Annotated in this window: 22 protein-coding genes; 10 read left to right on the top strand and 12 right to left on the bottom strand. The window is 63.9% G+C overall.

All coding sequences use genetic code 11. The features are described from left to right. The first annotated feature begins 331 nt into the window (after positions 1-331). Entirely contained in the window at positions 332-1,237 is a 906-nt protein-coding gene (locus Q0K00_RS04215; protein ID WP_297227573.1) for a DMT family transporter, read from the top strand. A gap of 497 nt (positions 1,238-1,734) precedes the next feature. Here the strand turns inward: Q0K00_RS04215 and Q0K00_RS04210 are convergent, their stop codons facing one another. The 4 genes from Q0K00_RS04210 to Q0K00_RS04195 form a co-directional block, all read right to left on the bottom strand. Continuing rightward, a complete protein-coding gene (locus Q0K00_RS04210) occupies positions 1,735-1,995 on the bottom strand; it encodes an HMA2 domain-containing protein (RefSeq protein WP_297227572.1) in 261 nt (86 codons plus the stop codon). Between the two features lie 139 nt (positions 1,996-2,134). Continuing rightward, a complete protein-coding gene (locus Q0K00_RS04205) occupies positions 2,135-4,354 on the bottom strand; it encodes a heavy metal translocating P-type ATPase (RefSeq protein ID WP_297227570.1) in 2,220 nt (739 codons plus the stop codon). Positions 4,355-4,668: 314 nt separating this feature from the next. Continuing rightward, on the bottom strand, positions 4,669-4,920 hold the full coding sequence (locus Q0K00_RS04200; RefSeq protein ID WP_297227568.1) for a hypothetical protein: 252 nt from the start codon (positions 4,918-4,920) through the stop codon (positions 4,669-4,671). Positions 4,921-5,011: 91 nt separating this feature from the next. Further along, a complete protein-coding gene (locus tag Q0K00_RS04195; protein WP_297227566.1) occupies positions 5,012-5,251 on the bottom strand; it encodes a FeoA family protein in 240 nt (79 codons plus the stop codon). A gap of 214 nt (positions 5,252-5,465) precedes the next feature. Between Q0K00_RS04195 and Q0K00_RS04190 the strand changes: the two genes are divergently transcribed. Then, positions 5,466-5,690: a hypothetical protein gene (locus Q0K00_RS04190; protein WP_297227564.1), complete on the top strand. Its 225-nt coding sequence runs from the start codon at positions 5,466-5,468 to the stop codon at positions 5,688-5,690. 736 nt (positions 5,691-6,426) lie between these two features. On the opposite strand, the gene acs is transcribed toward Q0K00_RS04190, so the two are convergent. The 4 genes from acs to Q0K00_RS04170 form a co-directional block, all read right to left on the bottom strand. Then, positions 6,427-8,502 (bottom strand): acetate--CoA ligase, encoded by a 2,076-nt coding sequence (acs, locus tag Q0K00_RS04185; protein ID WP_297227563.1) that lies wholly within the window; start codon positions 8,500-8,502, stop codon positions 6,427-6,429. A gap of 602 nt (positions 8,503-9,104) precedes the next feature. Further along, complete coding sequence (locus Q0K00_RS04180) at positions 9,105-9,761, bottom strand: Maf family nucleotide pyrophosphatase (RefSeq protein ID WP_297227562.1); 657 nt, start codon at positions 9,759-9,761, stop codon at positions 9,105-9,107. 11 nt (positions 9,762-9,772) lie between these two features. Then, positions 9,773-10,330 carry a phosphodiesterase gene (gene yfcE, locus Q0K00_RS04175; RefSeq protein WP_297227561.1) on the bottom strand — a complete coding sequence of 186 codons (558 nt, stop codon included), beginning with the start codon at positions 10,328-10,330 and terminating at the stop codon, positions 9,773-9,775. Between the two features lie 57 nt (positions 10,331-10,387). Continuing rightward, the gene (locus Q0K00_RS04170; protein WP_297227574.1) at positions 10,388-10,591 is read right to left on the bottom strand and encodes a Trm112 family protein; all 204 of its coding nucleotides are present in this window, start codon (positions 10,589-10,591) and stop codon (positions 10,388-10,390) included. Between the two features lie 126 nt (positions 10,592-10,717). Here Q0K00_RS04170 and Q0K00_RS04165 point away from each other — a divergent pair, with 126 nt between their 5' ends. Next, positions 10,718-11,578: a PHP domain-containing protein gene (locus Q0K00_RS04165; protein ID WP_297227560.1), complete on the top strand. Its 861-nt coding sequence runs from the start codon at positions 10,718-10,720 to the stop codon at positions 11,576-11,578. Between the two features lie 128 nt (positions 11,579-11,706). Here Q0K00_RS04165 and Q0K00_RS04160 read toward each other — a convergent pair whose 3' ends face one another. Beyond that, positions 11,707-12,606 (bottom strand): DMT family transporter, encoded by a 900-nt coding sequence (locus tag Q0K00_RS04160; RefSeq protein WP_297227558.1) that lies wholly within the window; start codon positions 12,604-12,606, stop codon positions 11,707-11,709. Positions 12,607-12,837: 231 nt separating this feature from the next. Here Q0K00_RS04160 and Q0K00_RS04155 point away from each other — a divergent pair, with 231 nt between their 5' ends. The 4 genes from Q0K00_RS04155 to Q0K00_RS04140 all read left to right on the top strand — a co-directional run bounded on the left by Q0K00_RS04155 (position 12,838) and on the right by Q0K00_RS04140 (position 19,424). Next, positions 12,838-13,509, top strand: a complete 672-nt coding sequence (locus Q0K00_RS04155) for a PAS domain-containing protein (RefSeq protein ID WP_297227557.1) — start codon at positions 12,838-12,840, stop codon at positions 13,507-13,509. A 10-nt stretch (positions 13,510-13,519) separates the two neighbouring features. Next, positions 13,520-14,803, top strand: a complete 1,284-nt coding sequence (locus tag Q0K00_RS04150) for a serine dehydratase subunit alpha family protein (RefSeq protein WP_297227556.1) — start codon at positions 13,520-13,522, stop codon at positions 14,801-14,803. 185 nt (positions 14,804-14,988) lie between these two features. Beyond that, entirely contained in the window at positions 14,989-16,347 is a 1,359-nt protein-coding gene (locus Q0K00_RS04145) for a sodium-dependent transporter (RefSeq protein WP_297227555.1), read from the top strand. 230 nt (positions 16,348-16,577) lie between these two features. Beyond that, positions 16,578-19,424 (top strand): response regulator, encoded by a 2,847-nt coding sequence (locus tag Q0K00_RS04140; protein ID WP_297227554.1) that lies wholly within the window; start codon positions 16,578-16,580, stop codon positions 19,422-19,424. Between the two features lie 211 nt (positions 19,425-19,635). Here Q0K00_RS04140 and Q0K00_RS04135 read toward each other — a convergent pair whose 3' ends face one another. The 3 genes from Q0K00_RS04135 to Q0K00_RS04125 form a co-directional block, all read right to left on the bottom strand. After that, entirely contained in the window at positions 19,636-20,196 is a 561-nt protein-coding gene (locus Q0K00_RS04135; protein ID WP_297227552.1) for a hypothetical protein, read from the bottom strand. 245 nt (positions 20,197-20,441) lie between these two features. After that, positions 20,442-20,918: a DinB family protein gene (locus Q0K00_RS04130; RefSeq protein ID WP_297227551.1), complete on the bottom strand. Its 477-nt coding sequence runs from the start codon at positions 20,916-20,918 to the stop codon at positions 20,442-20,444. A gap of 12 nt (positions 20,919-20,930) precedes the next feature. Next, positions 20,931-21,440, bottom strand: a complete 510-nt coding sequence (locus Q0K00_RS04125; protein WP_297227550.1) for a peptidylprolyl isomerase — start codon at positions 21,438-21,440, stop codon at positions 20,931-20,933. A gap of 201 nt (positions 21,441-21,641) precedes the next feature. On the opposite strand from Q0K00_RS04125, the gene mutY reads away from it, so the two are divergent. The 3 genes from mutY (at position 21,642) to Q0K00_RS04110 (ending at position 25,387) form a co-directional block, all read left to right on the top strand. Then, the gene (gene mutY / locus Q0K00_RS04120; RefSeq protein ID WP_366937600.1) at positions 21,642-22,751 is read left to right on the top strand and encodes an A/G-specific adenine glycosylase; all 1,110 of its coding nucleotides are present in this window, start codon (positions 21,642-21,644) and stop codon (positions 22,749-22,751) included. Positions 22,752-22,946: 195 nt separating this feature from the next. Then, on the top strand, positions 22,947-23,684 hold the full coding sequence (locus Q0K00_RS04115; protein WP_297227548.1) for a response regulator transcription factor: 738 nt from the start codon (positions 22,947-22,949) through the stop codon (positions 23,682-23,684). After that, positions 23,681-25,387 carry an ATP-binding protein gene (locus Q0K00_RS04110; RefSeq protein ID WP_297227547.1) on the top strand — a complete coding sequence of 569 codons (1,707 nt, stop codon included), beginning with the start codon at positions 23,681-23,683 and terminating at the stop codon, positions 25,385-25,387. Before Q0K00_RS04115 ends, Q0K00_RS04110 begins: the two co-directional genes overlap by 4 nt. The last annotated feature ends 292 nt before the right edge of the window (positions 25,388-25,679 follow it).

The following is a 25,679-nucleotide window of genomic DNA, read 5'->3' as shown; positions in this document are numbered from 1 at the left end:
TTGTTGGTTTGTCTGCTAACTTCCAACTTACCGAATGAGGAAAGGGTGAACAACCTATCGGAACACAACACCTAGAGCGTTTCAAACCGAAATTGCTCTAAGATCCGCCAAGACTATTCGCAGCTTGTTTTTGGGGCCCCCCCTCGCTCCGCTGTCGATGCCCGTAGCTTCCTGCGTCGCAACGGGCACGGCCTGCGGCCGCCCGACGGGCCGCTGCCGGAACGTGAAAGGACAAGGGAGACGGCGCACACATGGCAAGCATGGCGTATTTTCTTGAGATACATCGCAAGATCATGGTGACAGCCCCTTGTCCAGCCAACGGAGAGCTGGCATGAATCCTCGTGTGACGGCCCATGTGGCTGCCGTGCTGACCATCCTCGTGTGGGGGGCCACCTTCGTGTCCACCAAGGTGCTGTTGCGCGGCTTCTCGCCAGTGGAGATACTTTTTCTGCGCTTTGCCCTCGGGGCCGCCGCGCTGGCGCTGGCCTGCCCCCGGCCGCTGCACAGCCGCAGCCTGCGTGAGGAAGGTCTTTTTGCGATGGCGGGCCTTTGCGGCGTGACCTTGTATTTCCTCTGCGAGAACGTGGCGCTCACCCATACGCTGGCCGCCAATGCCGCCGTCATCGTGGCCACCGCACCCTTCCTCACGGCCCTGCTGGCCCGCCTCCTGCTGGGGGAAAGCCTGCAGCCCCGCTTTTTTGTGGGTTTTGCCTGCGCACTGGGGGGCATCATCTGCATCAGCATCAACAGCGGCGCCGTGCTGCGCCTCAATCCGCTGGGGGATCTGCTGGCCTTCCTTGCCGCGCTGACCTGGGCATTCTATTCCATCTTCACGCGCAAGGTCAGCCAATGCGGCTACAACATGATCCAGGCCACGCGGCGCATCTTCTGCTGGGGGCTGCTCTTCATGTTGCCAGTGCTGCCGCTGGCCGACGTGCGCTGGGAGGCTGCCCGCTTCACCGACCCCGTGCTGCTGGGAAACCTGCTCTTTCTGGGCCTGGGGGCCTCCGCGCTCTGCTTCGCCACCTGGAATTATTCCATCAAGATCCTGGGAGCCGTCAAAACCAGCGTCTACATCTATCTGGTGCCGGTAGTGGCCGTCATCACCGCCATGCTCGTGCTGCGCGAGCCTCTTACCTGGCTGGCCGCGCTGGGCATGGGGCTGGTATTGCTGGGGCTGGGCATCTCCGAGAGCCGCCTCCCGCTGCGACGGACAAAACGCGCAGACCGGAACTGAAACCGGCGGTTATGACATCACTCCTCTTGCGCCTGTAAAAAGTGCTCTTCTCCTCTCACCAAAAAGAAACCTGTCCCGCGCACAGCGTGCGACAGAACAGGTTTCGGAGGTGGGCGAAGTAACCGGATGTCGTGGCCTGTCGGCAGACCTTCCCGGCAAAGATCGCAGGCCCGCCCACACCGCGTACGCGATGTCCGGCCTTGGAGCAATTCGACATTGAAAATGTGGATTGCTCTGGTAGTCGCAAGAGCGACTACGCGCAACCGAACACACGGAAAAACCACGCTTTTTCCGTGGTGTGAGGGCAGCGTCAGCATGGAAATTGGACACGATTTCAATATGCGAATCCGCTCTAAAGCGTTTTGCCATTGAAAAAGGCAAAACACGCGACGGAACACCGCGCCGCCCGGCCCAGACCACGCGGCATGACCGCGTTTTTCCGCGAAACGGCAGGCCGTATGGGGCGAAACGCCGAAGCGTTTCACCCTGAAAATGCTCTATTGCGCCGCTCCGGTCCGCGGCAGGGGGCCGATGTGTCCGGCGCGTGCCTCGTCCAGCCAGACGGCCCAGGCGACCCCCATCTCCATGAGCTTTTCCCGGCTGAGACATTTACTGTCATAATGCAGCAGGGCCGATCCGCTCAGCGGGTTGACCTCCACTTGCCGCACGCCGGGGATGGCGGCTATCCCCTGTCGGGCCAGTTCGGCCACCTGCCGGTCTTGCAGGGCGGGGTGCCGCAGCCGTACACGGCCATCCATGAAGCTCCGTACATATTTGACAAAACGCAGGGTATCCACCATTCGACTCAGCTCCGTTGTTTCCTTTCCCGCCGCGACCGTTGCCCCGGCATGACCGTCCCGCCTTCCGGCAAGGGCCGGGCGCTCACGCCCCGATCCCTCAGGCGCTCATGCCCTCACCCAGCGCCAGCAGTTCCAGCGTGCGTCCATCCTCGTCAAGCGGACCTTGCGGCTCGTCGGCGGCAGGCAGATGCGGGCGCATGGCGTTGAGCGTGATGCCCAGCGTCGTCAGATTATGCAGCAGGGCGGACACGCCGGGCGTCAGCAGCATGAAGAGGCCGCCCAGCAAAAAGAGACTGTTCAGGCTCATGGCCGCCGCGAAATTGATCCTTATGCGCGACAAGGTCCCGCAGCCCAGCCGCCGCGCCGTGAGCAGTCCTTCAAGACTGGGCCGGGTCAGCAGCACATTGGCCACCTCACGGGCAAGATCCGCGCCGTCGCACATGGCCACCCCCACATGGGAGGCGGACAAGGCGGGCGCATCATTGATGCCGTCCCCGACCATGAGCACCTTGCAGCCTTCGGCATTGAGTTCCCGGATGACGTCGGACTTTTCCGTGGGCAGGACCTGCGCCCGAAATTCCTCGATACCGAGCCGGGCGGCCACGGCCCGCGCCGTCCGCTCATCGTCCCCGGTGAGCATGAGGATGCGACGGACCCCGGCCTCCCGCAGGCCGCGCAGCACTTCCGGGGCTTCAGGACGCAAGGGATCCTCAATGGCGATGATGCCCGCCAGCCTGCCGTCGATGGCCAGATAGAGCAGCGAACGTCCCAGCCGCGTCTGCGCTTCCAGCACCTCCCGCATGGGTTCGACGCTCACCCCTTCGTCATGCTCGATATAATGGCGGCTGCCCACGCGCACCTTTTGTCCGTACAGGGTGGAGGCCACACCGTGCGCCACCACATACTCCACATGGGCATGTTCTTCCTCGTGCTGCAAGCCCTCTTCCTGCGCCTTACGCACCACGGCCCGCGCCACGGGATGGGGGAAATGCTCTTCCAGACAGGCGGCCAGCCGCAGCACTTCGTCCCGTTGCTGGCCGTCGGCGGCAAAGACCTCCGCCACATGCGGCGTGGCGTTGGTGAGGGTGCCCGTCTTGTCGAACACCACGGTGTCCGCTTCGGACAACGCTTCAAGGAAGCGTCCGCCCTTGATGACCACCCCGTGCCGCGCCCCTTCGCGCATGGCCGCCAGTACGGCCAGCGGCGTGGCCAGTCGCAGGGCGCAGGAATAGTCCACCAGCAGCACGGATGCCGCCTGCAGGGGATTGCGGGTGATGAGCCAGACCAGCGCCGCCAGACCGAAGGTGAAGGGCACGGCCATATCGGCCATGCGCTCGTATTTGCCCTGTATGCCCGCCTTGAGGGCCTCGGATTCCTCGATGAAATGGACGACCTGCTGCAGGCGCGTCCCGTCGCCCACATGCACGGCGCGGATGACCAGCCTGCCCTGCTCCACCACCGTGCCGGAATAGACGGACGCTCCCACGCCGCGCGGCACGCCCAACGGCTCGCCGGTCATGGAGGCCTGATTGACCACGGCCTCGCCGTCCTCCACCACGCCGTCCACAGGGATGCAGCCTCCGTCCCGCACGACCACACGATCGCCCGGCACGACCTGCGAAAGCGGCACGCAGATCTCCGTACCGTCACGCTCCAGCCAGACCTGATCCACATTGAGGGCCAGACTTTCCGTCAGGCTGTCCAGCGAGCGGCGACGTGTCCAGTATTCCAGCGCCTCGCCCAGGCCCAGCAGCAGCGTCAGCATGGTGACGGTCCGGAAGTCCCGCCGCGCCAGCGAAACGGTGATCGCAGCAGCGTCCAGCACGTCCACATTGAGCTTTCCCTGCAAGAGGGCATCAAGCCCCTTTTTCAGGAAGGGCAGCGCCACCATGATGGAAAACAGCATACGGGCGGCCACGGGCAGGAAGGGACGCACGAAGAGGAAACGCAGCAGCGGTCCGAAACCGCCCAGCGGCGGCGCGTCACTCTCGTCCACGAGGCGCAGCTCTCCACCGATCTTGTGCACGCCGGACAACGAGACGGCCGGACCGGTCTCGCGGGCGGGGGCTTCCGAGGCATCCCCCTGATCGGAGCGATCAAGCAGGCAGCGCAGGGCGGCCGTCCGGGCCGTCGCATCCGCGTAGAACAGCAGCAGACTGCCCACACGGGGATTGACGGCGGCCACCGTCACACCGGGAAGCGCCGCCAGTTCCTCTTGCAGCTCTTCGGCAAGGGCCGCATCGAAGATACGAGAGGCGCGCACGCGCATCCGTCCGCCGGATGGCAAGATTACTTCATGGACCAGATAAAAACGCATACGCCCACTCCCCTGGATACGCATGGATACGCTCGACTTGCCGCCCAACTCCGCTCGCCCAAGGGGAGCTCTCCTCACGCGGCTCGATAAAAACGCCGCCGCGATGGTGCGGCGGCACCTTGTTTCTCGACAGACTGAAACGGCTTGTGCGACGCCCCGCCGTCAGCCACTCGCCAAGGCTGTCCACACTGCTCACCGCCTGTTTTGAGGGAAGAGCCTGGAACGCGAGGCGACCCCGCCCCCGAAGCCAAGCGGGATGTGCACAGTCTATTTTCTTGTCTATTGGACTCTTTGTAAAATTTGCATTGATGACCCTAGGCGTCCTGCTGCGGGGCGGACTTGCGATCCTCGGCCTTGGCGCGCGCCTCAGCCGCCAGATCCTGCATATCTTCCTTGACCGCTTCCACCTTGCTCAGGAGCGCATCCTTCACGTCCATGCCACGACTGATGAGGTCCGTGGCCAGCGGTTTGAGATCCAGCGACCCGCGCTTGACCGCGGCCGAGCCCAGCGCGCCCACCACGAGACCGCCCAGAAAAACCAATCCGTACTTGAAAATAGAATTCATAATCTTTCCCTCCTTGCTCATACACCTTGAAAAAGGGGGATCCTCCCCCTAGTCAGCCAATCCGGCGGCCCGGCCCCGCGTCCGCACCACGCTAGCCCGCCACATCGATGGTGATATGGTCGGCCTCGCTGTTGCGCAGGGTCACCGTCACGCCGGAAAGCCGCAGGGCCACCGGGTCCTTGAGGGGAGCGCGCCCCACCACGGAAACCGTCGTACCGGGGATAAGCCCCATGTCCCGGATGCGACGCCCCATCTCGCCCAGAGCCTCCACAGCGGCGATCTTGCCCTGCTGTCCTACCGCCATCTGACGCAAACTGATGATATTGCTCATGACCGCCTCCTGAAAAAAACGGTTGATCGCACGGGCAGCTTCCGGCACGCAAGCCTGACGCGCCAAGGGCACGTCGTAAGGGGTCGGTTATGGACATTCGTGCCGGAAGCTGCCCGTGCGGGCTTGCAAAGGACAGTGACTTACTTTAGCGTGGTCGTCAAGAAAAAATGAAAGTTAAATTCATTTTTTTAATCCACTTTCGCAGGAGGGAGACATGTCCACGACGGTTCTCATGGAAAAACGCAAGGATAGCGGAACGCCGCCTGCCCGGCGCACTTCTCTGGACACCCGCAAGCTCGCCATGCGCGTCATGCTGGGGGCGCTGGGCGTCTCGCTGGTGCTGGGTCTTGCGGGCAAGGGCAAGGCGCATGTGGCTACCGGGCTCGTGTTCAGCGCCCTGCTGGCCGATCACGTCTGGAAGCGGCGCAAAGCCCTCTAGGGCCTGTTAACACTATTCGTTTCTTGTTTGGGGGGAAGGGGAACCCCTCGCTCTGCTGTCGATGTCCGTAAGGCTCCTGCGTCGCCTAACGGACACGGCCCTGCGGGCCGCCTTTCGGTCGCGCTCTGCTGTCGATGCCCGTAAGGCCCCTGCGTCGCCAACGGGTACGGCCTGCGTCCGCCCGTTGGGTCGCTGCCGGCGCTGGAGGTGTTCCCCTTCCCCCCAAGCCCCCCATCCCTTCCCCAGCGCGCTTTTACCGGGGAAGAGTCAGGTACACGAGTCACTCTCGTCCCAAAAGCAAGCGGTGTGCATACAGCCAGCTTTGCTTATCTATTGAAATCGTTTGTAAAATTTGTGTTAACAGGTCCTGGAGCATTTTCAGTTTGAAACGCTTTGCGTTTCAAACCATACGGCCTGGCGTTTCGCGGAAAAAACGCGGTTTTTCCGCTTGGTTTGGGCCGGGCGGCGAGACGACCGCCCACGCGAGCGGTCGCGCTGTTCGCAACAAGGGCTGCTCACGCTGCCGCATTTCATTTTGGGAAGAAGGGGGCCGAATCTCCCTCTCTCCGCTATATGAACTGCGCACCGTATCCGCTGCCCCGCGACGACGAAACGCAAACGGGGCTGCCCGAAGGCAGCCCCTGCTGTTCTGATGGCGTGACCCTTTCCTGCGGGAAAGCGGCTGGCAGTCACCGCCATCTCCGCCGCTGCGTGTCGGGCACGCCCGGAGGCGGCGTCAATTGGCTTTCTTGTCGGCGGCTTCCTGCGGCGCGGCGTCCTTGTCCTCGGAAGTCGGGGCCGGAGAGGCCGTCTCATGCTGGCCCAACAGCAGATTCTGGTGGCCGGTGATGATGGCATCCAGCACTTCGGGATGCGCCAGCGCCGTGGTGTCGCCCAGATCGTCGTAGACGTTGCCCGCGATCTTGCGCAGCATACGCCGGATGATCTTGCCGGAGCAGGTCTTGGGCATGGCCTCCACGAACTGGATATATTCGGGCGAGGCCAGCGCGCCGATGTCCCGGCGCACAGTGTCCCGCAATTTCTTGCGGACATCGTCGCTCCACGGCACTTCGTCGCGGACCACCACATAAGCGTAGATGGCTTCGCCCTTGAGCGCGTGCGGCATGGGCACCACCGCGGCCTCCGCCACATCGGGGCTGGCCGTGAGCACGGCTTCGATCTCGGCCGTGGACAGACGGTGACCGGAAACGTTGATGGAGTCGTCGATACGGCCGAGGATCCAGAAATAACCGTCGTCGTCGATCTCCGCGCCGTCGCCGGAGTCAAAGCAGCCGAAGCGGCTGAAATAGCTCTGGTACTTCTCCTCGTCATTGAATACGCCGAGCATCATGCCGGGCCACGGCTTGCGGATGACCAGATGCCCCGAACGGCGGCCTTCGGTCAGATCCTCGCCGTCCCGCCCGGTCGATCCCATGACCGTGGCGTCGATGCCGGGCAGGGGGAAGGTGGCCGAACCGGGCTTGAGCTTGGTGGCGTAAGGCAGCGGACTGATCATGGCCCCGCCGGTCTCCGTCTGCCACCAGGTGTCCACGATGGGCAGCTCGCCGCCGCCGATATTCTTGTGATACCACTGCCAGGCTTCGGGATTGATGGGCTCGCCCACCGATCCCAGCACGCGCAGGGTGCGCAGGTCGTAGCGTTCCGGCCAGGCTTCGCCCATACGCATGAGCGAACGGATGACCGTGGGCGCGGTGTAGAGGATGTTGACCCGGAATTTTTCCACGATGCGCCAGTAGCGGTCAGGCTTGGGCCAGTTGGGCACGCCCTCGAACATCATGGTCGTGGCGCCGAGGGCCAGCGGGCCGTAAACGCCGTAAGTGTGGCCGGTGATCCAGCCCATGTCGGCGGTGCACCAGTACACGTCGTCGTCACGCATGTCGAAGATCCACTGCGTGGTATGCGCCGCATAGGTGAGGTAGCCGCCCGTAGAGTGCATGATGCCCGTGGGCTTGCCGGTGCTGCCGCTGGTATGCAGGAGGAAGAGCGGATCGTTGGCGTCCATGGTCTCGCAGGGGAAGTCCACATCCAGCGTGAAATCCTCGATGAGGTCGTGCCACCAGATGTCCCGGTTGGGCATCATCTTCACGTCCTGCAGCCCGGCATGTCCCACCACCACCACATGGGCCACGGAGGGACACTTTTCCAGGATGGGATCAAGATTGCTCTTGAGCGGCTTGATGCTGCCCGCCCGGATGACGCCGTCGGCCGTGATGACCACCTTGGCCTTGGCGCCCTGGATACGACTGCGCACCCCGCCCTCGGCATAACCGGAAAAGATGGCGGTATGCACCGCGCCGATGCGCGCACAGGCCAGCATGGCGATGACCAGTTCGGGGATCATGGGCATGTACAGGGCCACGCGGTCGCCCTTGCGTACCCGCAGGGAACTCAGGGCATGGGCCACCCGGCAGACTTCCGTGTACAGCATCTGGTAGGTGAAACAGCGTACGTCCATCTCTTTTTCGCCCTGCCAGATAAGCGCCGCCTTGTTGCGGCGGCCGGAATAGATATGCCGGTCGATGCAGTTGAAGGAGGCATTGAGCTTGGCATTGGTGAACCATCTGTACTTGTGCTTTTCATCGTCCGCATCAAGGACCTTGTCCCAGCGCTTGTACCAGTGGATGAGCTGCGATGCGCGCGCTCCCCAGAAGTCATTGGGATCTTCGAGGGCCCTGCGGCAAATGGCCTCCGCTTCATCCTGCCCGCAAATCCATGCACTTGACTTGCCGTGTTCCGGCGGAAGATAGCTACGGCTTTCAGTCAACAGCGTGGTGATGCGTTCTTGCGACATGACCTTGATACTCCCTGCATGGTTAAGAGTGAAAGACACTGGCACTCGCCGATGGTATGGGCCTAGGAGGATTTTCCGGGAGCGTCAAGGGGGGGAAATTGTTTGTGCTTCCAACCATGGTTGCGTCTTTTGTCACAATCGACGGATGAACAGTGGCAAATACTGAAAAAACCGCCTGTTGCAGTCGCACAAGCAATGTTTTATTTTTCACAAGCAGAAACAAAAAAATTTTTTGGAACGGCGCTGCAAACCGTGCAACAACCACTCGAAAACATTAACTGTTTAGACAAACAAGCCGTATACTTCCACCGGATCGGGTGACTGTTTGCACAAGCAGTCTGCTCCGGGACGATACAATATCCGCAATGCGGTCAGGTCGCCCGGACGGCGGACACAAAAAAAGGACCGTCGAAACGGCCCCGCAGACAGCAACGGAAACAGCCCGTGCCCAAAGAGCATTTTGCTTTTGAAAAAGGGAAAATACGAGGAGGCAGCACAACGCCGCCCGGCCCAAACCAAGCGGAAAGACCGCGCTTTTTCCGCGAAACGACAGACCGTACGGTTGGAAACGCAACGCGCTCCAAACGGAAAAGCCGTCTCGTTCAGACGGCAGGCCCGGTGCCCACGGGCATCAGCCAGCCGCGCGAGAGCATCTCCTGTGCCAGACGGCTCACCGGCAGCCCGACCACCGTGCTCCAGGAGCCGGTCACGGCTTCCACCAGCACGGCCCCCTGCCCCTGGATGGCGTACGCACCGGCCTTGTCGTCCGGCTCTCCGGTGGCCGCATAGGCCGCCAGCACCTCTTCCGGCCACGGCGCAAAACGTACGCGGCTTACGTCATGGAACAGAATCTCCTCATCCCGCGGGCCCAGTAGACAAACCGCGCTGATGACCTCATGCGTATGTCCGGCAAGACGGCGCAGCATGGACAAGGCGTGTTCCCGGTCGGCGGGCTTGCCGAGGATATCTCCGTCCACCGCCACGATGGTATCCGCCGCCAGCAGCACCCGCTGGCCTGCGGCCGGACCGTCCGCCTCGGCCGCGGCGAGGGCCTTGGCTCGTGCCGCCCGCCGGGCATAGGCTTCCGGGGCCTCGCCCGCAAGGGGACGCGGCTCCTCATCCCGGCCGGTGACGACCCGGTAGACAAGCCCCCACTCGTCCAGGAACTGCCGCCGCCGGGGAGAATGCGACGCCAGCACCAGTTCCCAGCCGTCGGGCAGGGCAAACAGGGGCGGCCATGTCGTCACGGAAGCTGCCATGCCGTCCCCGTTCAATCGTTCTGGCGCGGCCAGTGGCGCAGCACTTCCCGCCCCTGCATGTCCAGCACCCGGAAGCAGCCGTCCTCATAGACGGCATAGCTGCGGGGCGATCCGCCCTTGGGCAGACTGAGCGAACCGGGATTCCAGAAGTGGTAGCCGTCGCGCGTCTCGCCGCGCGGGATATGCGTATGCCCGCGCAGGAAGACCGTCCCCCGCGGGAAGCGGGCGGGCATGGGCGGCACGTCGGGCAACAAATGCCCGTGAGAGGCGAACACGCGCAGATTGTCCACCGAGATCCAGGCATTTTCCGACGTGGCGAAAGGCAGCAGGCTCATATCCACCTCGGCGTCACAGTTGCCGCGCACGGACAGCAGCGGACAGTCGATGGCGGCAAAGGTATCCAGGACGCCGAGGGTGTCGTAGCCCGAGGGCAGCGGATTGCGCGGCCCGTGATACACAAGGTCGCCCAGCAGCACCAGCAGATCCGGCTGCAGGGCCGCGGCACGTTCCCGCAGGAAATCCAGACTTTCCAGCGAGCCGTGCAGATCAGAAGCGATGAGAAGACGCATGATGCCTCCAGAAAAACATCGGGACAGGTACGCGAGTCGCGGCGTGCGGGCTGCCGGTCAGTCCGCGGGATGCTCGGCCCGCCAGCGGTCCAGCGGTATGGCCTCTTCCAGGAGCATGACGGGGATGCCGTCACGGACAGGATAGACCGCCGCACAGGCGGCGCAGGCAAACCCCGCCGGTTCGTCCGCCCGGCCTTCCGCCGTCAGTTGACCATGACAACGCGGACAGGCCAGTATCTGCAAAAGCTCTTCGGTCTGCATGTGCAAAAATACCTCCGAATCAAAAATAACGAGGCAAAACATAGCCGCAACCCGCCCGCACATCAAGAGGCGGGCACCCTTGCCATTTCCCCGCAAAACGGATGAAATGGCCCGGAGGAGGCGACCATGCAGTTCATCGATCTTCATACCCACAGTCAGGCATCGGACGGTACGGACAGCCCCGCGGAGCTGGTCGCCGGAGCGGCCGCCGCCGGTCTGGCCGCCGTGGCCCTGACGGATCACGACACCCTCTCCGGTCTTGACGAGGCCGAAGACGAGGCCCGACGTCACCACATCGAGTTCATACGCGGCTGCGAACTCTCCACCCGCACCGAGCATGGGGAGATGCACATCCTCGGCCTCTGGCTCCCCCGACAGGCTGATGCGCTGGAAGCCCGTCTGGCCGACGTACGCCGCAAACGCGACGACCGCAACGCGCATATCCTGGAAAAGCTGGCTGCGCTCGGCATCCATATCAGTATGGACGAGCTGTTGCACGAGGCGCGGGGGGAAAGCGTGGGTCGCCCCCATATCGCCGCCCTGCTCGTCAAAAAGGGCGTGGTGCCAGGCATGGACGCCGCCTTTCGCGAGTACCTCGGCAGCGGCGGACGCGCCTATCTGCCCAAGGAAGTGCTGGAACCGGAGGAAGCCGTGCGCCTCATGGCCGGACTGGGGGCCACGGTCAGTCTAGCCCACCCCTGCCTCAAACCGCTGCCAGCGGACTGGCTGGAAGCCTTTGTCCTGCGCCTGAAAGCCTGCGGTCTGAGCGCCATCGAGGCCTATCACAGCGAGCATTCGGATGCCGACATCCGTACCTGTGTGGATCTGGCCCATCGGCTGGGACTGGGCCTGAGCGGCGGCAGCGATTACCACGGCTGCAACAAGCCCCGCATCCGCCTCGGCGCGGGATACGGCGGGCTGCGCGTCCCTCTGGCCATCCTGGACGACCTCAAGGCACGCCGCCGGGCGCAGGGCCTCCCCTGTTAGGGGGCAGAGACACGACGCACAGTGTTTTTTGGAGGAGGGACGAGCACGAATGCCACTCCCCGCTCCGCAGAGAAATGTCCGTGACGCCTTTCGGACGTCGCTTTTCGACCGCCTCCGGCTGCCGGGCGTCAGCCCCTGCGCCATTGACTGAGCAGCACACCGGCGATGATCAAGGCCGAGGCCGCATACTGGGCAGGCAAAAAGACCTCCCGCAGCAGCCAGACGCCCAGCAGGAGGGTCAGCACCGGGATCAGATTGGTGTAGGCGGCGGCCTGCGCGGCCGAAAGACGATGCACGCCCACGTTATACAGTCCATAGCCTCCCAGCGAGACCACACAGCCAAGATAGGGCACAGCGGCCCAGGCCGCCCATTCCGGCAGATCGATGCCCAGCTGTACCGGCGTCACTTCCAGCGGCACCAGCAGATGCAGCGCCCCGAAAAAAACAAGCCCCACCAGCGACTGCACCGCCGTGATCTGCAAGGGGGAGTAACAGGCGGAAAGATGCCGGGCCGTCACCGTATAGACGGAGCCGCAGAAGATGGCCAGCCCTTCAAGGATATTGCCCAGCAGGGGATTGGGGGCGCTGGTCTGGGGCGCGGCGGCCAGCGTCAGCCAGATCACCCCGCCCACGGCCAGCGCGAAGCCGCACCAGCCCTGCGCCCCTACCCGTTCGCGCAAGGTGAACCAGGCCAGCAGTCCCACAAAAAGCGGCATGAGGGCAATGACCATGCCCGCCTGCGAGGCCGTGGTGAACCGCAGGGCATTGGTCTCCAGCAGAAAATAGCATCCCGGCTCGCACAGCCCCATGAACAGGAGCCAGCGCCATTGCCCGTAGCGGCGTATCGCCCTCCAGAGATGCGGCCAGAGGGGGAGCAGCACCAGCGTGGCCACGGCCATACGCCCCAGCATGAGGCTGTGGGGGTCAAGAGCGGTAAGCGCGATGCGCATGGCCAGATAGGACGTGCTCCAGAAGCACATGGCCAGCAGAAGGGCCAGATGCGGCCAGATTCGTTGCAAAAGGGGCATGGCGGATTCCCGTCGTAAGCAAGATTTGTGGGACAGGGGGAGCGGCGTGCAGACTATGCCACATCCCGAACAACTTCAAGCGGAGGGGGAAGATCCCTACCCGCCTCGGATCATTGTTTTTTTGGCGTAACGCGGAACGCCGCGCTACATACAAAAAATTTTTTGTAAAGACAAAAAATTTTATTGTTTTTTAAAAGCCATCATGGCATTCTCAACATAGCGGAGGGGAACATGGACAAGCAGGCGGCACTGAAGAGCCTTGGGCATGTGACGGATGCTCTGGCAAACTTTTTTGGACGTTACTGTGAGATCGTCATCCATGATGTAGAGCAGCTGGAACACTCGCTCGTCCATATCTCGGGGAACGTCACAGGCCGGCAGATAGGCGCTCCCGCCACGGACCTGCTGATCAAGCATCTGGCCAAGTGGGGGGACGCCGCCCCCGACCTGCCGCCCTACAAGACGCGCAATGCCGCCGGACAGCCCATGAAGTCGGCACTGACCTTCTTCCGGGACGAAAACGGCAAGATCCTTGCCGCCGTGTGCATCAACATGGACATCAGCGTCCCCACGCGGACCCTGGCCCTCCTGGAAGAGATGGTCCGCACCAGCGGCGACCATGAGGAAGGGACGGACAATACGGAGACCTTTGCGACCAACATGCGGGAAACGACTGACGCCCTCATCCGCAAGGTTCTGGATACGCTGGACAAACAACCGGAGGAGCTGAACCGCAACGAACGTATCGCGCTCGTGCACGACTTCGAGGAAGCGGGCGTTTTCCACTTCAAGGGCATGGTGGAAGAGGTGGCCGAGATCATGGGGATCTCGAAATTCACCTTGTACAGCTATCGGAAGTGTTCACTTACCGAGCCGAAAGAAGGCACATCGACGACATCCTGAGGAGAAAACAATGAATGCAACCGTCTTGATCGCTGTTTTGCGCAAGGAGATAGAACGCTCAACCGGCTGTACGGATCCCGGCGGGGTCTGTCTGGCTGTGGCAAGAGCCGTCGCCGAGCTTCAGCATGTCGATCGAGTGCGCGTAACGGTCAGCGCCAACATCTTCAAAAACGGGGTCAGCGTCGGCGTGCCCGGGACCGGCGCGACAGGCTTGAAGATCGCGGCCGCCATGGGGATGCTGCTGGCGGCACACTGGCGGGACGGGCTGGCCATCCTCGATCACGCCACGCCGGAGATCGTCCGCAAGGCGGGGACCCTCCTGGAGGAAGGCCGGGTGGAGCTATGCCATGCCGAGACCCCGGATCCGCTCTATGTCCGGGCGGAGGCGAGCCATGCCGGACATACGGCCCATGCCGTCATCATGTATGATTATGCCAACATCACCGAAGTCGGTCTGGACGGCGACGTGCGCCGCATGGGCGGAGGCGCTTCGGCGGCGGACGCTGCCGAAGACGAGCTGGCGGCCCACAGCGTCCGCGAGGTCATGGATACGGCGGCGGCGCTGACGCTCGAACAGGCCGGGTTCCTCCTGGAATTTGCCCGCGTCAATCGGGAGGCGGCGGAGAGCGGCCTGCGTGACGGCAACATGCGCTTTGGCCCCCTGCTTGCCGGTCTTGCGGAGGAAGACGATGACTCCCGCCCGGAAAGGAAAGTCCAGATCATGACCGGCGCAGCGGGCGAGGCGCGTATGCGCGGCCTGCTGGTCCCCATCATGGCCATCGCCGGCAGCGGCAATCACGGCATCACCAATTTCCTGGGCGTGCTCAGCCTTGCCGAAGGGCTGGGAGCGGACGAATTGCGCACCGCCCGGGCCCTGGCCATCAGCTCGGCCATCACCGTCTACATCAAAACTTACATCAAGCGCATGACCGCCTTTTGCGGCTGCTCCGTCGCCGCGGCCACCGGAGTGGCGGCAGCGGCGGTATGGCTCATGGGCGGCAGCTACGCGCAGTCCGAATTGGCCATGCATTCCGTCATCGGGACGCTGGGCGGTCTTTTCTGCGACGGCGCGAAGGAATCCTGCGCCTACAAGTTGAGTACGGCGGCCGTCATGGCCGTGCAGTTTGCCCGTCTGGCCCTCAAAGACTGCGGCATCCCCCGCGGGACCGGCATCATCGGCAACGATATCGAAGAGACCTTCCGCAATCTGGGGCAACTCAACAATCCCGGCATGACGGCGACAGACGCCATGATCGTCGACATCATCGACCAGCGTATGCGTGAAAAAGACTGACGGCCCGCCCGCCGTCCGTCCAGATCCGTCCCTGTATCCCGCGCCGACGCGCGGGACATCTCCCTCTGTGCCCTGAAAACAGGCATGGGAGCCGGATGGCCTCCTCTCCCTCCCCCCAATCCTCCGGGAGAGGCCATGCCTGCCAACCAGACCCGTCGGGTCGCAACACTGGAACGAGGTTCACCATGAGCGGAACACTTCCTCAGCGTGAAAGCTGGGCCACCAAAATCGGCATCCTCTTCGCCACCGCGAGCTGGGGCATCGGGCTTGGCAACATCTGGCGCTTTCCCTATCTCACCGGCGAATACGGCGGGGCGTCCTTCCTTCTGGTCTATATCCTGATCTCCGTCATCATCGGCATCCCCTGCATGGTGATAGAATACAATCTGGGCCGGGAATCGCAGAGCTCGCCCATCACGGGCAATTTCCAGCTGACGCGCAACCCCATCTGGCGGCTGGGCGGGATCTTCGGCATCATCGGCGGCCTGATGATCTTTTCCTATTATGTGATGATCATCGGCTGGGTCCTTGCCTACTTCGTCAACTTCATCCCCAATACCTTCGGCGGCATGGACATCACCGCCATCGGGCAGCATTTCGACGCGCTGTGCGCCGATTCGACCAAGACGCTGGCCTATGAGGCCGTGGTGCTCATTTTCCTCGGCGTCGTCGTGAGCGCGGGACTCGTCAAGGGCGTGGAACGGGTGGCCAAATACGGTATGCCGACGCTGGCCATCCTCTTCATCCTGCTCGCCATCTATTCGCTGACGCTCCCCGGGGCCTTCAAGGGCGTGGAGTTCTTCCTTGTCCCCGACTTCAGCAAGATGAACGGCCAGGGCTTCCTGGCGGCGCTGGGCCAGGCCTTCCTGTCCATCGGGGTGGGCCAGGGCGCCTCGTGGGTATACGCGTCCTACATGAAAAAGACCGATGACGTGCCGACCATGATCAGTCAGGCCGTGTTCATGAACATCGCCGTGGGCATACTGGTGGGGCTCATCATCTTCCCGGCGGCCTTCGCCGTGGGCGTCAACCCCGATTCCGGTTTCAGTCTGCTGTTCAAGACGCTGCCGTCCATCTTCAATACGCTGCCCGGCGGACATATCGTGGGCCTGCTCTTTTTCTTCGGCGTGCTGATCGCGGCCATCACCAGCGCCATCGCCTTTGCCGAATGCTTCGCCTCCACGCTCATGGATTCGCTCAAGTGGGACCGCACCACCGCACGCCGCAAGGCTACCTGGATCGTGATCGCCTTCTCCTTCGTCCTCAGCCTGCCTTCGGTGCTTGCCAACGGCCCCCTCAAGGATGTCCGCTGGTTCGGCATGGATATGTTCACGTTCATGGACTATGTGTCCGCCAATGTCTTCCTGATCCTTGCCGGTCTGATCATGTGCCTGTACACGGGCTGGAGCAGAGGCTTCGAGCGGTTCAAGGATGAGGCCAACACCGGCGCGACGCGGGTCCATGTCCGCAACTGGTGGAAGCCGCTCATCCTCTATGTCATCCCCATCGTCATCGCCATCAACTTCATCGCGGCCAACTTCTGACCCCTGACGCCGCCGGCGGGCAAAACGCCTGCCGGCGACAGCCTCTCCTCCTCGCGGCCAGCCGCCGCTGCCGGTCCCGCAGGGGCGGGACCGGCTTTTTCGTCTGTCGGCGTGCATCGCATGGCGGCGATCCCTCCCCTCCGCTCCCGAAAAGGGGCCGTACCGTACCGGATGATTTTCGCCGGAGCCTGTGATATGCTGCGGATGAATCCACACACGGTGCACGCCACATGACTATCCGCTCCCTGACACGCAGCTGGAATATCCTCCTCCTGACGGTAACGACCCTTTTCTGCGCCTTGATCTTCATCCTCGGCATGGATCTCTATGACAGGGGCAGCCGCCTCGATGAAGTCGGTCAGGCCTATGACATCTCCAGCCATATCGAATACCGCATCCGCACCAAATATGCGCTGGCGCGGGAGTTCGCCCGCACGGGCAACCGGACCATGCTGGCCATGCTGGAAGAGATCCGGCTCCAGGACCTGGGCGAGCTGCCCCGGCGCGAGGACCCCGCGCAAGATCTGCCGGAGCTGCCGTCCACGGTGGAAAAGCTCCCCCTTGCCCCCACGCCCCGTACGCTGCTGACCAGTACGGTCAGGCTGTACAAGGACTTCTCCGACCAGCTCGGTGAGGCCGCCCAGCAGGCGGGAGGGGACATACCGACCCATGCGCGACCGCACGTCATGCCCGAATCTTCCCGGCAGGCCATGCGGGACTTCCTTGAGGCGCACAACATGCGCCGACAGTTCGAGATGATCATCGATCAGTGCCGGGATTTTCGCCACCTGCTGCGCCGCAACATCACCTTGCACGCCGAAGAGCTGCGCCACAGCCTCAAGATGCTGGCCTGGGCCTGTACGGGGGCCCTCGCGCTCATCGGCATCCTGATCTTCATTTTCATGCACCTGCGGGAACGCCGCTTCATCAATCCTCTGCGCGAGATGCACAAGTATGTGCTGGCTTCCCGCCGGGGCGAGAAGGTCCCCCGCCCCCTGCCGGATCATCAGGACGAACTTTCCGACATCTTTCGCGCCCTCTGCGGCCTGCAGGACGATCTGGAGGCCCGCATCCGCGCGCTGGACATGGCGGACAGGCAATCGCGCGAGAACTGCCGCCTGGCGGAGATCGCCCGCCACGAAGCCGAGGAGGCCACCCGCCTCTCCCGGCAGGCGCTGGCCGCGCGGGAGGACCTGCTGCGGCGCATGAGCCATGAACTGCGCACCCCCATCAACGAGCTCCTGGGCATGAGCTTCCTCCTGCTCAAGACGCCGCTCCAGCCCCGCCAGCAGGGCTATGTACGCCAGATACAGCAGTCCGGCGGACGGCTGACCACCATGATCGACCGCATCCTCGAATTTTCCAGTCTGGCTGACGACCGGCAGCGCCCGGACGAACAGCCCGTGCGGCTCGTCGAACTGCTGGAACGGACCATCCGCCCCTTTGCCGCCGTGGCCCGGCAGCGCCACCTCGGCCTGGCGCTGGATGCGGCCCCCGATCTGCCCGCCCAGGTGCTCACCGATGCCCTGCGTCTGCGCAGGGTGCTGGAAAACCTGCTGGACAACGCTCTGCGCTACAGCCAGCGGGGGACCGTCGTCCTGTCCGCCTGCCCCCTGCCGCCCACGACGGAAGCGGATCATGCGGATCGCGTGCTGGTACGATTCGCCGTCACGGACAGCGGCCCCGGCTTCAGCGAGACGGCCAGAAAGCATCTTTTTGAACCGCTGGCCTCGGGCGACAGTTCCCTGACCCGCACGGAAAACGGCATCGGCATGGGCCTTGCGCTCGCGCACCAGCTGGTACGCCTTCTGGGCGGACAGCTCGAGCTGGAGATCCAGCAGCAGGGGAGCAGCCTCCGCTTCAGCCTTGCCTTGCCCGTGCTGGAAAAGAGCGCGCCCCAGCCGGCCTTCTGTCGGCTCTTTGCCTGCGAAAACCAATTGCCGGACGCTCTCGAAACAGCGGACGACAGCCTTGTCCCCGCCGCCCCCAAGCCCAGCCCCCATATCCTCGTGGTGGACGACTACGAGATCAACCGCGAGATCCTGCAGGAGCTCATCAGCCAGATGGGCTGCCGAGTCAGCCTTGCCGCCAATGGCGAGGAGGCCATACAGCAGACCGAGCAGGAACAGCCGGACCTCATCATCACGGACATGCAGATGCCGGTCATGGACGGCATGGAAACGACCCGTCGTATCCGCGGCAACGGGCATTCTCCGCAGAGCCTGCCCATCATCGCCCTGAGCGCCCATACGGATTCCGGTTCGCACATCGCTGGTCTGGCCGCCGGCATGAACGACTACCTGACCAAGCCGGTCGATCCCGCAAAGCTGCGGGAGACGCTGGAAAAATGGCTGCCCTGCGGCCTCCCCGCCGCGGCGGAAGATCCCGACGCGATGCATGAGGCGGACAAAGAGGAAAGCGATACCGTCTCCGGCAGCGAGGCCCTGCCCCTGCTCAGCCCGTCGGACGGTCTTGCCGCCGTGGCCGGCAACGAGCGCCTCTACCGCTCCCTGTTGCAGCGATTCGCCCACCGCTACGCCGATTGTACGGTACAGATCCGCAGTCTCCTGCAGGATGACCGGCTGGAAGAACTGCTCCAGCTCATCCATGCCATGCGGGGCGTGGGCACCAATCTGGGGCTTATCCGCTTTGCCAAGCACGCCACGGAAATGGAGAATACCCTGCTGCGGCAGGCGCCCGAGCCGGAAAAGACGCACCGCTTCCTGCAGACGCTGGACGAGAGCCGGCAGGCCATCCTCAGCTATTGCGGCGAGGAGGAGACGCGGGAGCATGGCAGCGCGCCGGTCCCGCCCGATGTCCGTTCCGCCGTGGCCGCGACCCTGACCGGACTGCCCGACGTGATGGAACGGGACTGGGGGACGGCGGAGACGCTCGCCTCCCAGCTGTTGGGAAGGGCACGGGGCACCTGCCTGACGGAACAGCTGGCCCAGCTGCAGCAGGCCGTCAACGAATTCGACTTGAGCGGCGTCCGCCGCTGCTGCGACGCCATACTTGCCGCCCTGAAAGACGCCCCCCGTCAGCTGCCGCCCTCTCGCGAGACCCCGCAAGACAGCTGACCCGACAAAAAAACGGGGCCGCCATCTCAGGCAGCCCCGTTCCTAGAACATTTTCAGTTTGAAACGCTTCGCGTTTCCAACCATACGGCTTGGCGTTTCGCGGAAAAAACGCGGTCATCCCGCTCAGTTTCGGCCGGACGGCGCTGTGCCGCCGCCTCGCATTTTGCCTTTTTCAAAGGCAAAATGCTCTATCCGCGAGCGGGAAAACGATCTACTTGGTGTTCTTGAGCGTTTCCTGCATGACGTCGATCATGCGGGCGTCGGGCTTCTTCTTGCAGGCGGCAAGAAAGGCGTCCAGCGTCTTCTGATCGTCCAGGACGGACTTCTCGGTCACATTATAATGACGATTGTAGCCGTCCAGCCAGATGACGAAACCGCTGCCGTCATCAGGATTGTCGTTGTACTGGCGGCAGGTGGTCGTATCGGCCTTCCAGTGCTCATCCAGCGGATCGGAAAGCTCCATCTTCATCTCCTGCCAGACGTCGGCCGCCACGGCAGTGGGGTCCCGCTGGCACACGGCGTATGTCCGGGCCATGAGGCTCATGACCATGCGCGGGTCCGCCACGGTCTTGCCGATGTTGGAGCTCACAAAGCCGTCGATCTGCAGGCTCTGGAAGAGCGGAGGCGCGGACTGCGTGGAGGCAAGCGCCACGTATTCCGCACAAATATAGGTGGTCGGATCGATTTTCTCGTCCTCGGCCCGCACGGAGGCGGGCAGAAGCAGCCCGACCGCCGCCAGCGAGAGGACAATGCCGGCAAGATACGTTCTCATACTGTTCTCCGTGAGCACGTTTGCTCGAGAAGGTCGACACCCGCGTACGTCACACGTCCCGCGCGCCGCCTTTCCCGAAAACGTCACCATCCACGTTCTCTGCTAGAACATTTTCCGTTTGAAACGCTTTGCGTTCCAATCCATACGGCCTGTCGTTTCGCGGAAAAAACGCGGTCATCCCGCTCACGTTGGGCCGGGCGGCGCTGTGCCGCCTCGCGTTCCGCCATTTTCAATGGCAAAACGCTCTAAAATACGCCGGGCAGGCCGTGATCCCGCAGGGCCGCATCGCACGAACCGAGGTGATATTGCGTATGCGAAGCCAGCATGACCAGCACCCACATGGCGCTGACCTCAAAGCCCAGCGCCGCGCTCAGTCGCTCGTCCTTCACGGACAATGCGGCATCGTCCAGCGCCGCCAGCCAGGCGTCCACCCGGCCCTTGACCGCCGACATATAGGCGCGCAGTCCGGCCTTGTCCACCTTCTCCGTCCCCTGCACGGTGAGCATGAGCACGTCCTGCGGGGCCGGAGCGGGCAACAGCGACGCATCGCCGCAGGTAAAGAAATCCAGCACCGTCACCGCGTGCAGCATCTGCTGCCACACCGGCCAGCCGCCGTGCTTCTCTTCCCAGATGGCGTCGGGGCAGGCATCCGTATAGGCTTCCAGCAGGCTCCAGGCATGGGCAAAGGGCACTGCCGCCGCCGTCGTCAGCGTTCGGGACATGATGCGTCCATCCTATTCAAAACGGCTCGCGCCGGTAATGAGCACCATGTCGGTCGGCACGGCCTCGTGCACGCCCACGGCCTTGGTCTTGACCTTGGCGATCTTGTCCACGGCATCCATGCCGTCCACCACCTTGCCGAACACGCAGTAGCCCCAGCCGTCCACCGTCGGCTCGCTGTGATCCAGAAAATCATTGTCCACAAGGTTGATGAAGAACTGCGCCGTGGCGCTGTGCGGCTCGCGGGTGCGGGCCATGGCGATGGTGCCGCGCTCGTTCTTCAGACCGTTGTCGGCCTCGTTCTTGACCGGCTCGCGGGTGGGCTTCTCGTCCATGCGGGCGCCGAGGCCGCCCCCCTGGATCATGAAGCCGGGGATGACGCGGTGGAAAATGGTATTGTTGTAAAAGCCGTCATCCACATACTGGAGGAAATTGGCGACGGTTTCGGGGGCCTTGTCGGGAAAAAGTTCGATGAGGATGTCGCCGGAAGTGGTTTCCAGCAGCACCGTGGGATTCTCGGACATGGGATCTCCTTGCGATGAATGTGCCCGCGGCACAGACGGCCGTCGAGTCGGGGGAGTATATGCCAAGCGCCGCCTGATGACAATGCGCCTGCCGGGGTGTAGGCTGGGTGCATGAGCAAAAAAACTTCTCCCCTGCCGTTGACGGTGACCGGCGCCGTACCGCCGCCGGGACACCTTGCCCCGCTGGAACATCTGCCGCAGATGCGGGAGGCCCTGCTGCGCTGGTTCGCCGCCAACGGGCGGGATCTCCCCTGGCGCAGGACCTATGCCCCCTATGAGGTCTGGATCTCGGAGATCATGCTGCAACAGACGCAGATGGATCGGGGCGTCAGCTATTTCCTGCGCTGGATGGAACGTTTCCCCACGCCGGAAGCGCTGGCGGCGGCCTCGGAAGAGGAGGTGCTCCACGCCTGGGAAGGGCTGGGCTATTATTCCCGGGCCCGCAACCTGCTGGCGGCGGCCCGCCGCATCCGTGACGAGCACGGCGGGATCTTCCCCCAGCGCCGGGAGGACATAGCCGCCCTGCCCGGCGTGGGACCGTACACCACGGCAGCCATCGCCAGCATCGCCTTCGAGCAGCCCGTGGCCTGTGTGGACGCCAATGTGGAACGGGTCATCGCCCGCGTTTTCGACGTGGACGCGCCGGTAAAGGATAAAAACGCCGCCGCCCGCATCGCCGCTCTGGCGCAGGAGCTGCTGCCGCCCGGACAGGCCAGGGCCCACAATCAGGCCATGATGGAACTCGGCGCGCTGATCTGCGGCCGCAAGGCCCGCTGCGAGATCTGCCCGCTGGCCGACTTCTGTCTGGCCCGCCATCTGGGCATTGTCCACGAACGGCCCGTGCCCGGCCGCAAGGCCGATACGGTATTGCTGGATGTGGTGACGGGCGTCCTGCGGCACGAGGGACGCCTCTTCGTACAAAAACGCTGCGACCGCGGGGCCTGGGGCGGCCTCTGGGAATTCCCGGGCGGCCGGGTGGAGCCGGGCGAGGAACCCCGGCAGGCCGTGGTGCGCGAACACCACGAGGAAACAGGCTTCGCCGTGCGGGTGACAGACGAATACGGCATCATCCGGCACGGGTACACCACCTACCGCGTGACCCTGCACTGCTACGGCGTCGCCCTGGCGGCGGGATCATGGGCAACGGATGCCGACGGCCTGCCCGTCCCGCCCGTCCTGACCGCCGCCAGCGCCTACCGCTGGGTCAGTCCGCAGGAACTGCAGAGCCTGGCCATGCCTGCCGCTCATCGCAAGCTGGCGGACCGACTCTTTGCTCCGCCCCCTGGCCCGACGCAGGCCCGCCTCGTCTGACGATTCTCCGGCAGGCGGTCCGCTTGCCGCCTGCCATATCTTGAGCTATCATGTGAGAAAAGGAACAGTCATACGCCCTCGACCCGATCCTGACAGGATACGCCCCACCGCCCGCCGGGCCGCCTCTCTCCGCATGTGCGCCGCGTGAGGCTGGGCGCAAGCGTAACGCACCTCGAACGCCATCTGGAGCAAGGTATGGAAACGGCAAAACGCATCTATCTTCTGGACGATGACGTGGAGATCTGCGAGCTTTTGCAGGAATACCTTTCCGACAACGGCTTTCAGGTACGCACGGCCCACAATGCGGCGGATCTCTTCGCGCTCTGGAACGACAGTCCGGCGGACCTCGTGGTGCTGGACATCATGATGCCGGGGGATGACGGCTTTGCCGTCCTGCGGCGTCTGCGCGAGATCTCCCGCGTACCGACCATCTTCCTTTCCGCGCTGGACGGCAGCACGGACCGCATCGTCGGGCTGGAACTGGGGGCGGACGACTACCTCGGCAAGCCCTTCGAGCCGCGCGAGCTGCTGGCCCGCATCCGTACGGTGCTGCGCCGCAGCGGCGAAAGCGAACCGGCCGCCCCGCAGGGCGGCATACTGCGTTTCGCCTCCTGGCGGCTGGATACCACGGCCCGCCACCTGCTGACCGCCGATGACGTCATCATGCCGTTGAGCGGCGCGGAATACCGCCTGCTGACCATCTTTCTCCAGCATCCCCGGCAGGTGCTCAGTCGGGACACCCTGCTGGAACAGACGCAGGGGCGCAACGCCCAGCCCTATGACCGGAGCATCGACGTGCTCATCAGTCGCCTGCGCAATCGTCTGCAGGACGACGGCCGCTACGGCACGCTCATCAAGACCGTGCGCGGTGAAGGGTATGTGCTGGCCACGGACGTGATCCGCGAAGAGGCCACGCCGCGGGAACGTGCATGAGCACGCCGCCCCCCGCAAGGGAGCACGTCTCGCCGCTGCGCGCCCTGTTCGCCCGCATCGGCCTGCGGGCAAGGCTCTGGCTCCTGCTGGGCCTGACCTTCCTGCTCCTCCACACGCTGACGGCCCTGCTGGCCCATCGTCTGGACGACGAACAGGCCGCTCGCATGGTGCTGGCCGACCACGCCTCCAGCCTCACCCTCTGTCTGCTCATGCTGGACCCCCTGCACGAGGGCGGCGCGCCCCTGCCGGAACTCATCCTGCGGCTACGCCGTCTGGACGCCGTCAATGCCCGCATCCTGCGGCCCACTTCCCAGCCTGTCCAGTTTCGCGATGCGGCCTCTCTCTTCCTGCGGCAGCGCATCAGCGACAGTCTCAAGGGATTCGTCTCTCCCCTTCCTCCCGACGACCCCACGGAAAACCTTTCGCCGGAGCCGAGCGCATCCGAACTGCTGCCGTGGAGCAAGGACATGGTCTCCCGCCATCCCGACGAGAACCTGCCCTCCCGCGCGGATAGCGCCGCGCCGCCGCACTTCCCTCCCCGCGAATCCTTCTGGGCCGATGAAGGGGCGCAGCTCACGGACCTGAAGGAAGTGGCGCCCTATACCGCCGTGCCGCCGTGGGTATTCGTGACCCGAGTCACCCGGCAGGGCCCGACAGGGCTGGCCCGTCTGCTCATGCTGCCCGGCACCAACCAGGCGGACGTCTACATAAGCCGCCTCTTTGTCCGGCTGGATAATGATACCTGGCTGGACATCCACCGCATCAGCCGTCTTGCGCCCTCCTGGCCCCTCATGCTGGTGCTGCTGGGACTGGAAGCGCTGGTCATGCTGATCCTGACCGTCTTTGTGGTGCACCGGCTCATCGCCCCCCTGCGCCAGCTGGTGCAGGCCAGCGATACGCTGGGACAGGATCGCCGCACGCCGCCTCTGGCCGAGAGCGGCCCGCCGGAAGTGGCCGAAGCGGCCCGCGCCTTCAACCGCATGAGCCGCCGCATCCAGGCCGCGCTGGAACAGCATCAGCGGATGCTGGCCGCCGTGGCCCACGACCTGCGCACCCCGCTGACCCGGCTGCGGCTGCGGGTGGAGCAGGTGCCCGACGACGTGCTGCGTCGCAAGCTGCAGGCCGACGTCAACACGCTTTCGGCCATCATGCGCAGCAGTGAAGAGCTGGGGCAGGCCCAGATCCCGCAGGAGAACTTGCGCCGTACGGATCTGGCGGCTTTTCTGGACAGTCTGGTCGCTGACCGGCTGGCCTCCCTCCTCTCCGGCGAAGAGCATGACGCCGTCGCTCCGACATCCGGCGTGGCTGCCGAGGAACGTCTGCGCTTTCTGGCCGATACGGGAGGCGCAAGCTGCATCCTGCCCATCCGGGGACACGCCCTGCGCCGCTGTCTGGACAACCTCGTGGACAATGCCCTGCGCTATGCCGCCCACATCGTGGTGCGCCTGCATCGCTGCCCCGTCAGCGGCCTCTGGCTGGTGGACGTGGAGGACGACGGTCCCGGCATCCCGTCCGAAAAACGCGAACAGGTCTTTGAACCCTTCTTCCGGCTGGACCCGGCCCGTGGCCGTCATGAAGGAGGCAGCGGTCTGGGCCTGTCCATCGCGCGCAGCATGGCGCGCCAGAACAATGCCGAGCTGCATCTGCGGGAACGCCCCGGCGGCGGCCTCATCGCCCGGCTGACCTTCGGAGCCGGGAACTAGGGCCTGTTAACACAAATTTTACAAACAATTTCAATAGATAAGCAAAACAGGCTGTATGTACACCGCTTGTTTTTGGGACGAGAGAGCCTCGTGTCTTTGACTCTTCCCCCGGTAAAAGCGCGCTGGGGAAGGGAGCGACCGGAAGGCGACCGTAGGCCGTGCCCGTTAGGCGACAAAGGAGCCTTACGGGCATCGACAGCAGAGCAACCCGCTCCCGCGCTGGCAGCGACCCAACGGGCGGCCCGCAGGGCCGTGCCTGTTAGGCGACAAAGGAGCCTTACAGGCATCGACA

It is taken from the genome of uncultured Desulfovibrio sp., assembly GCF_944327235.1.
Taxonomy (GTDB): Bacteria; Desulfobacterota; Desulfovibrionia; order Desulfovibrionales; family Desulfovibrionaceae; genus Desulfovibrio.
Note: the sequence above shows the minus strand (reverse complement) of the source record. Positions and strands in the feature narration are given on the sequence as shown.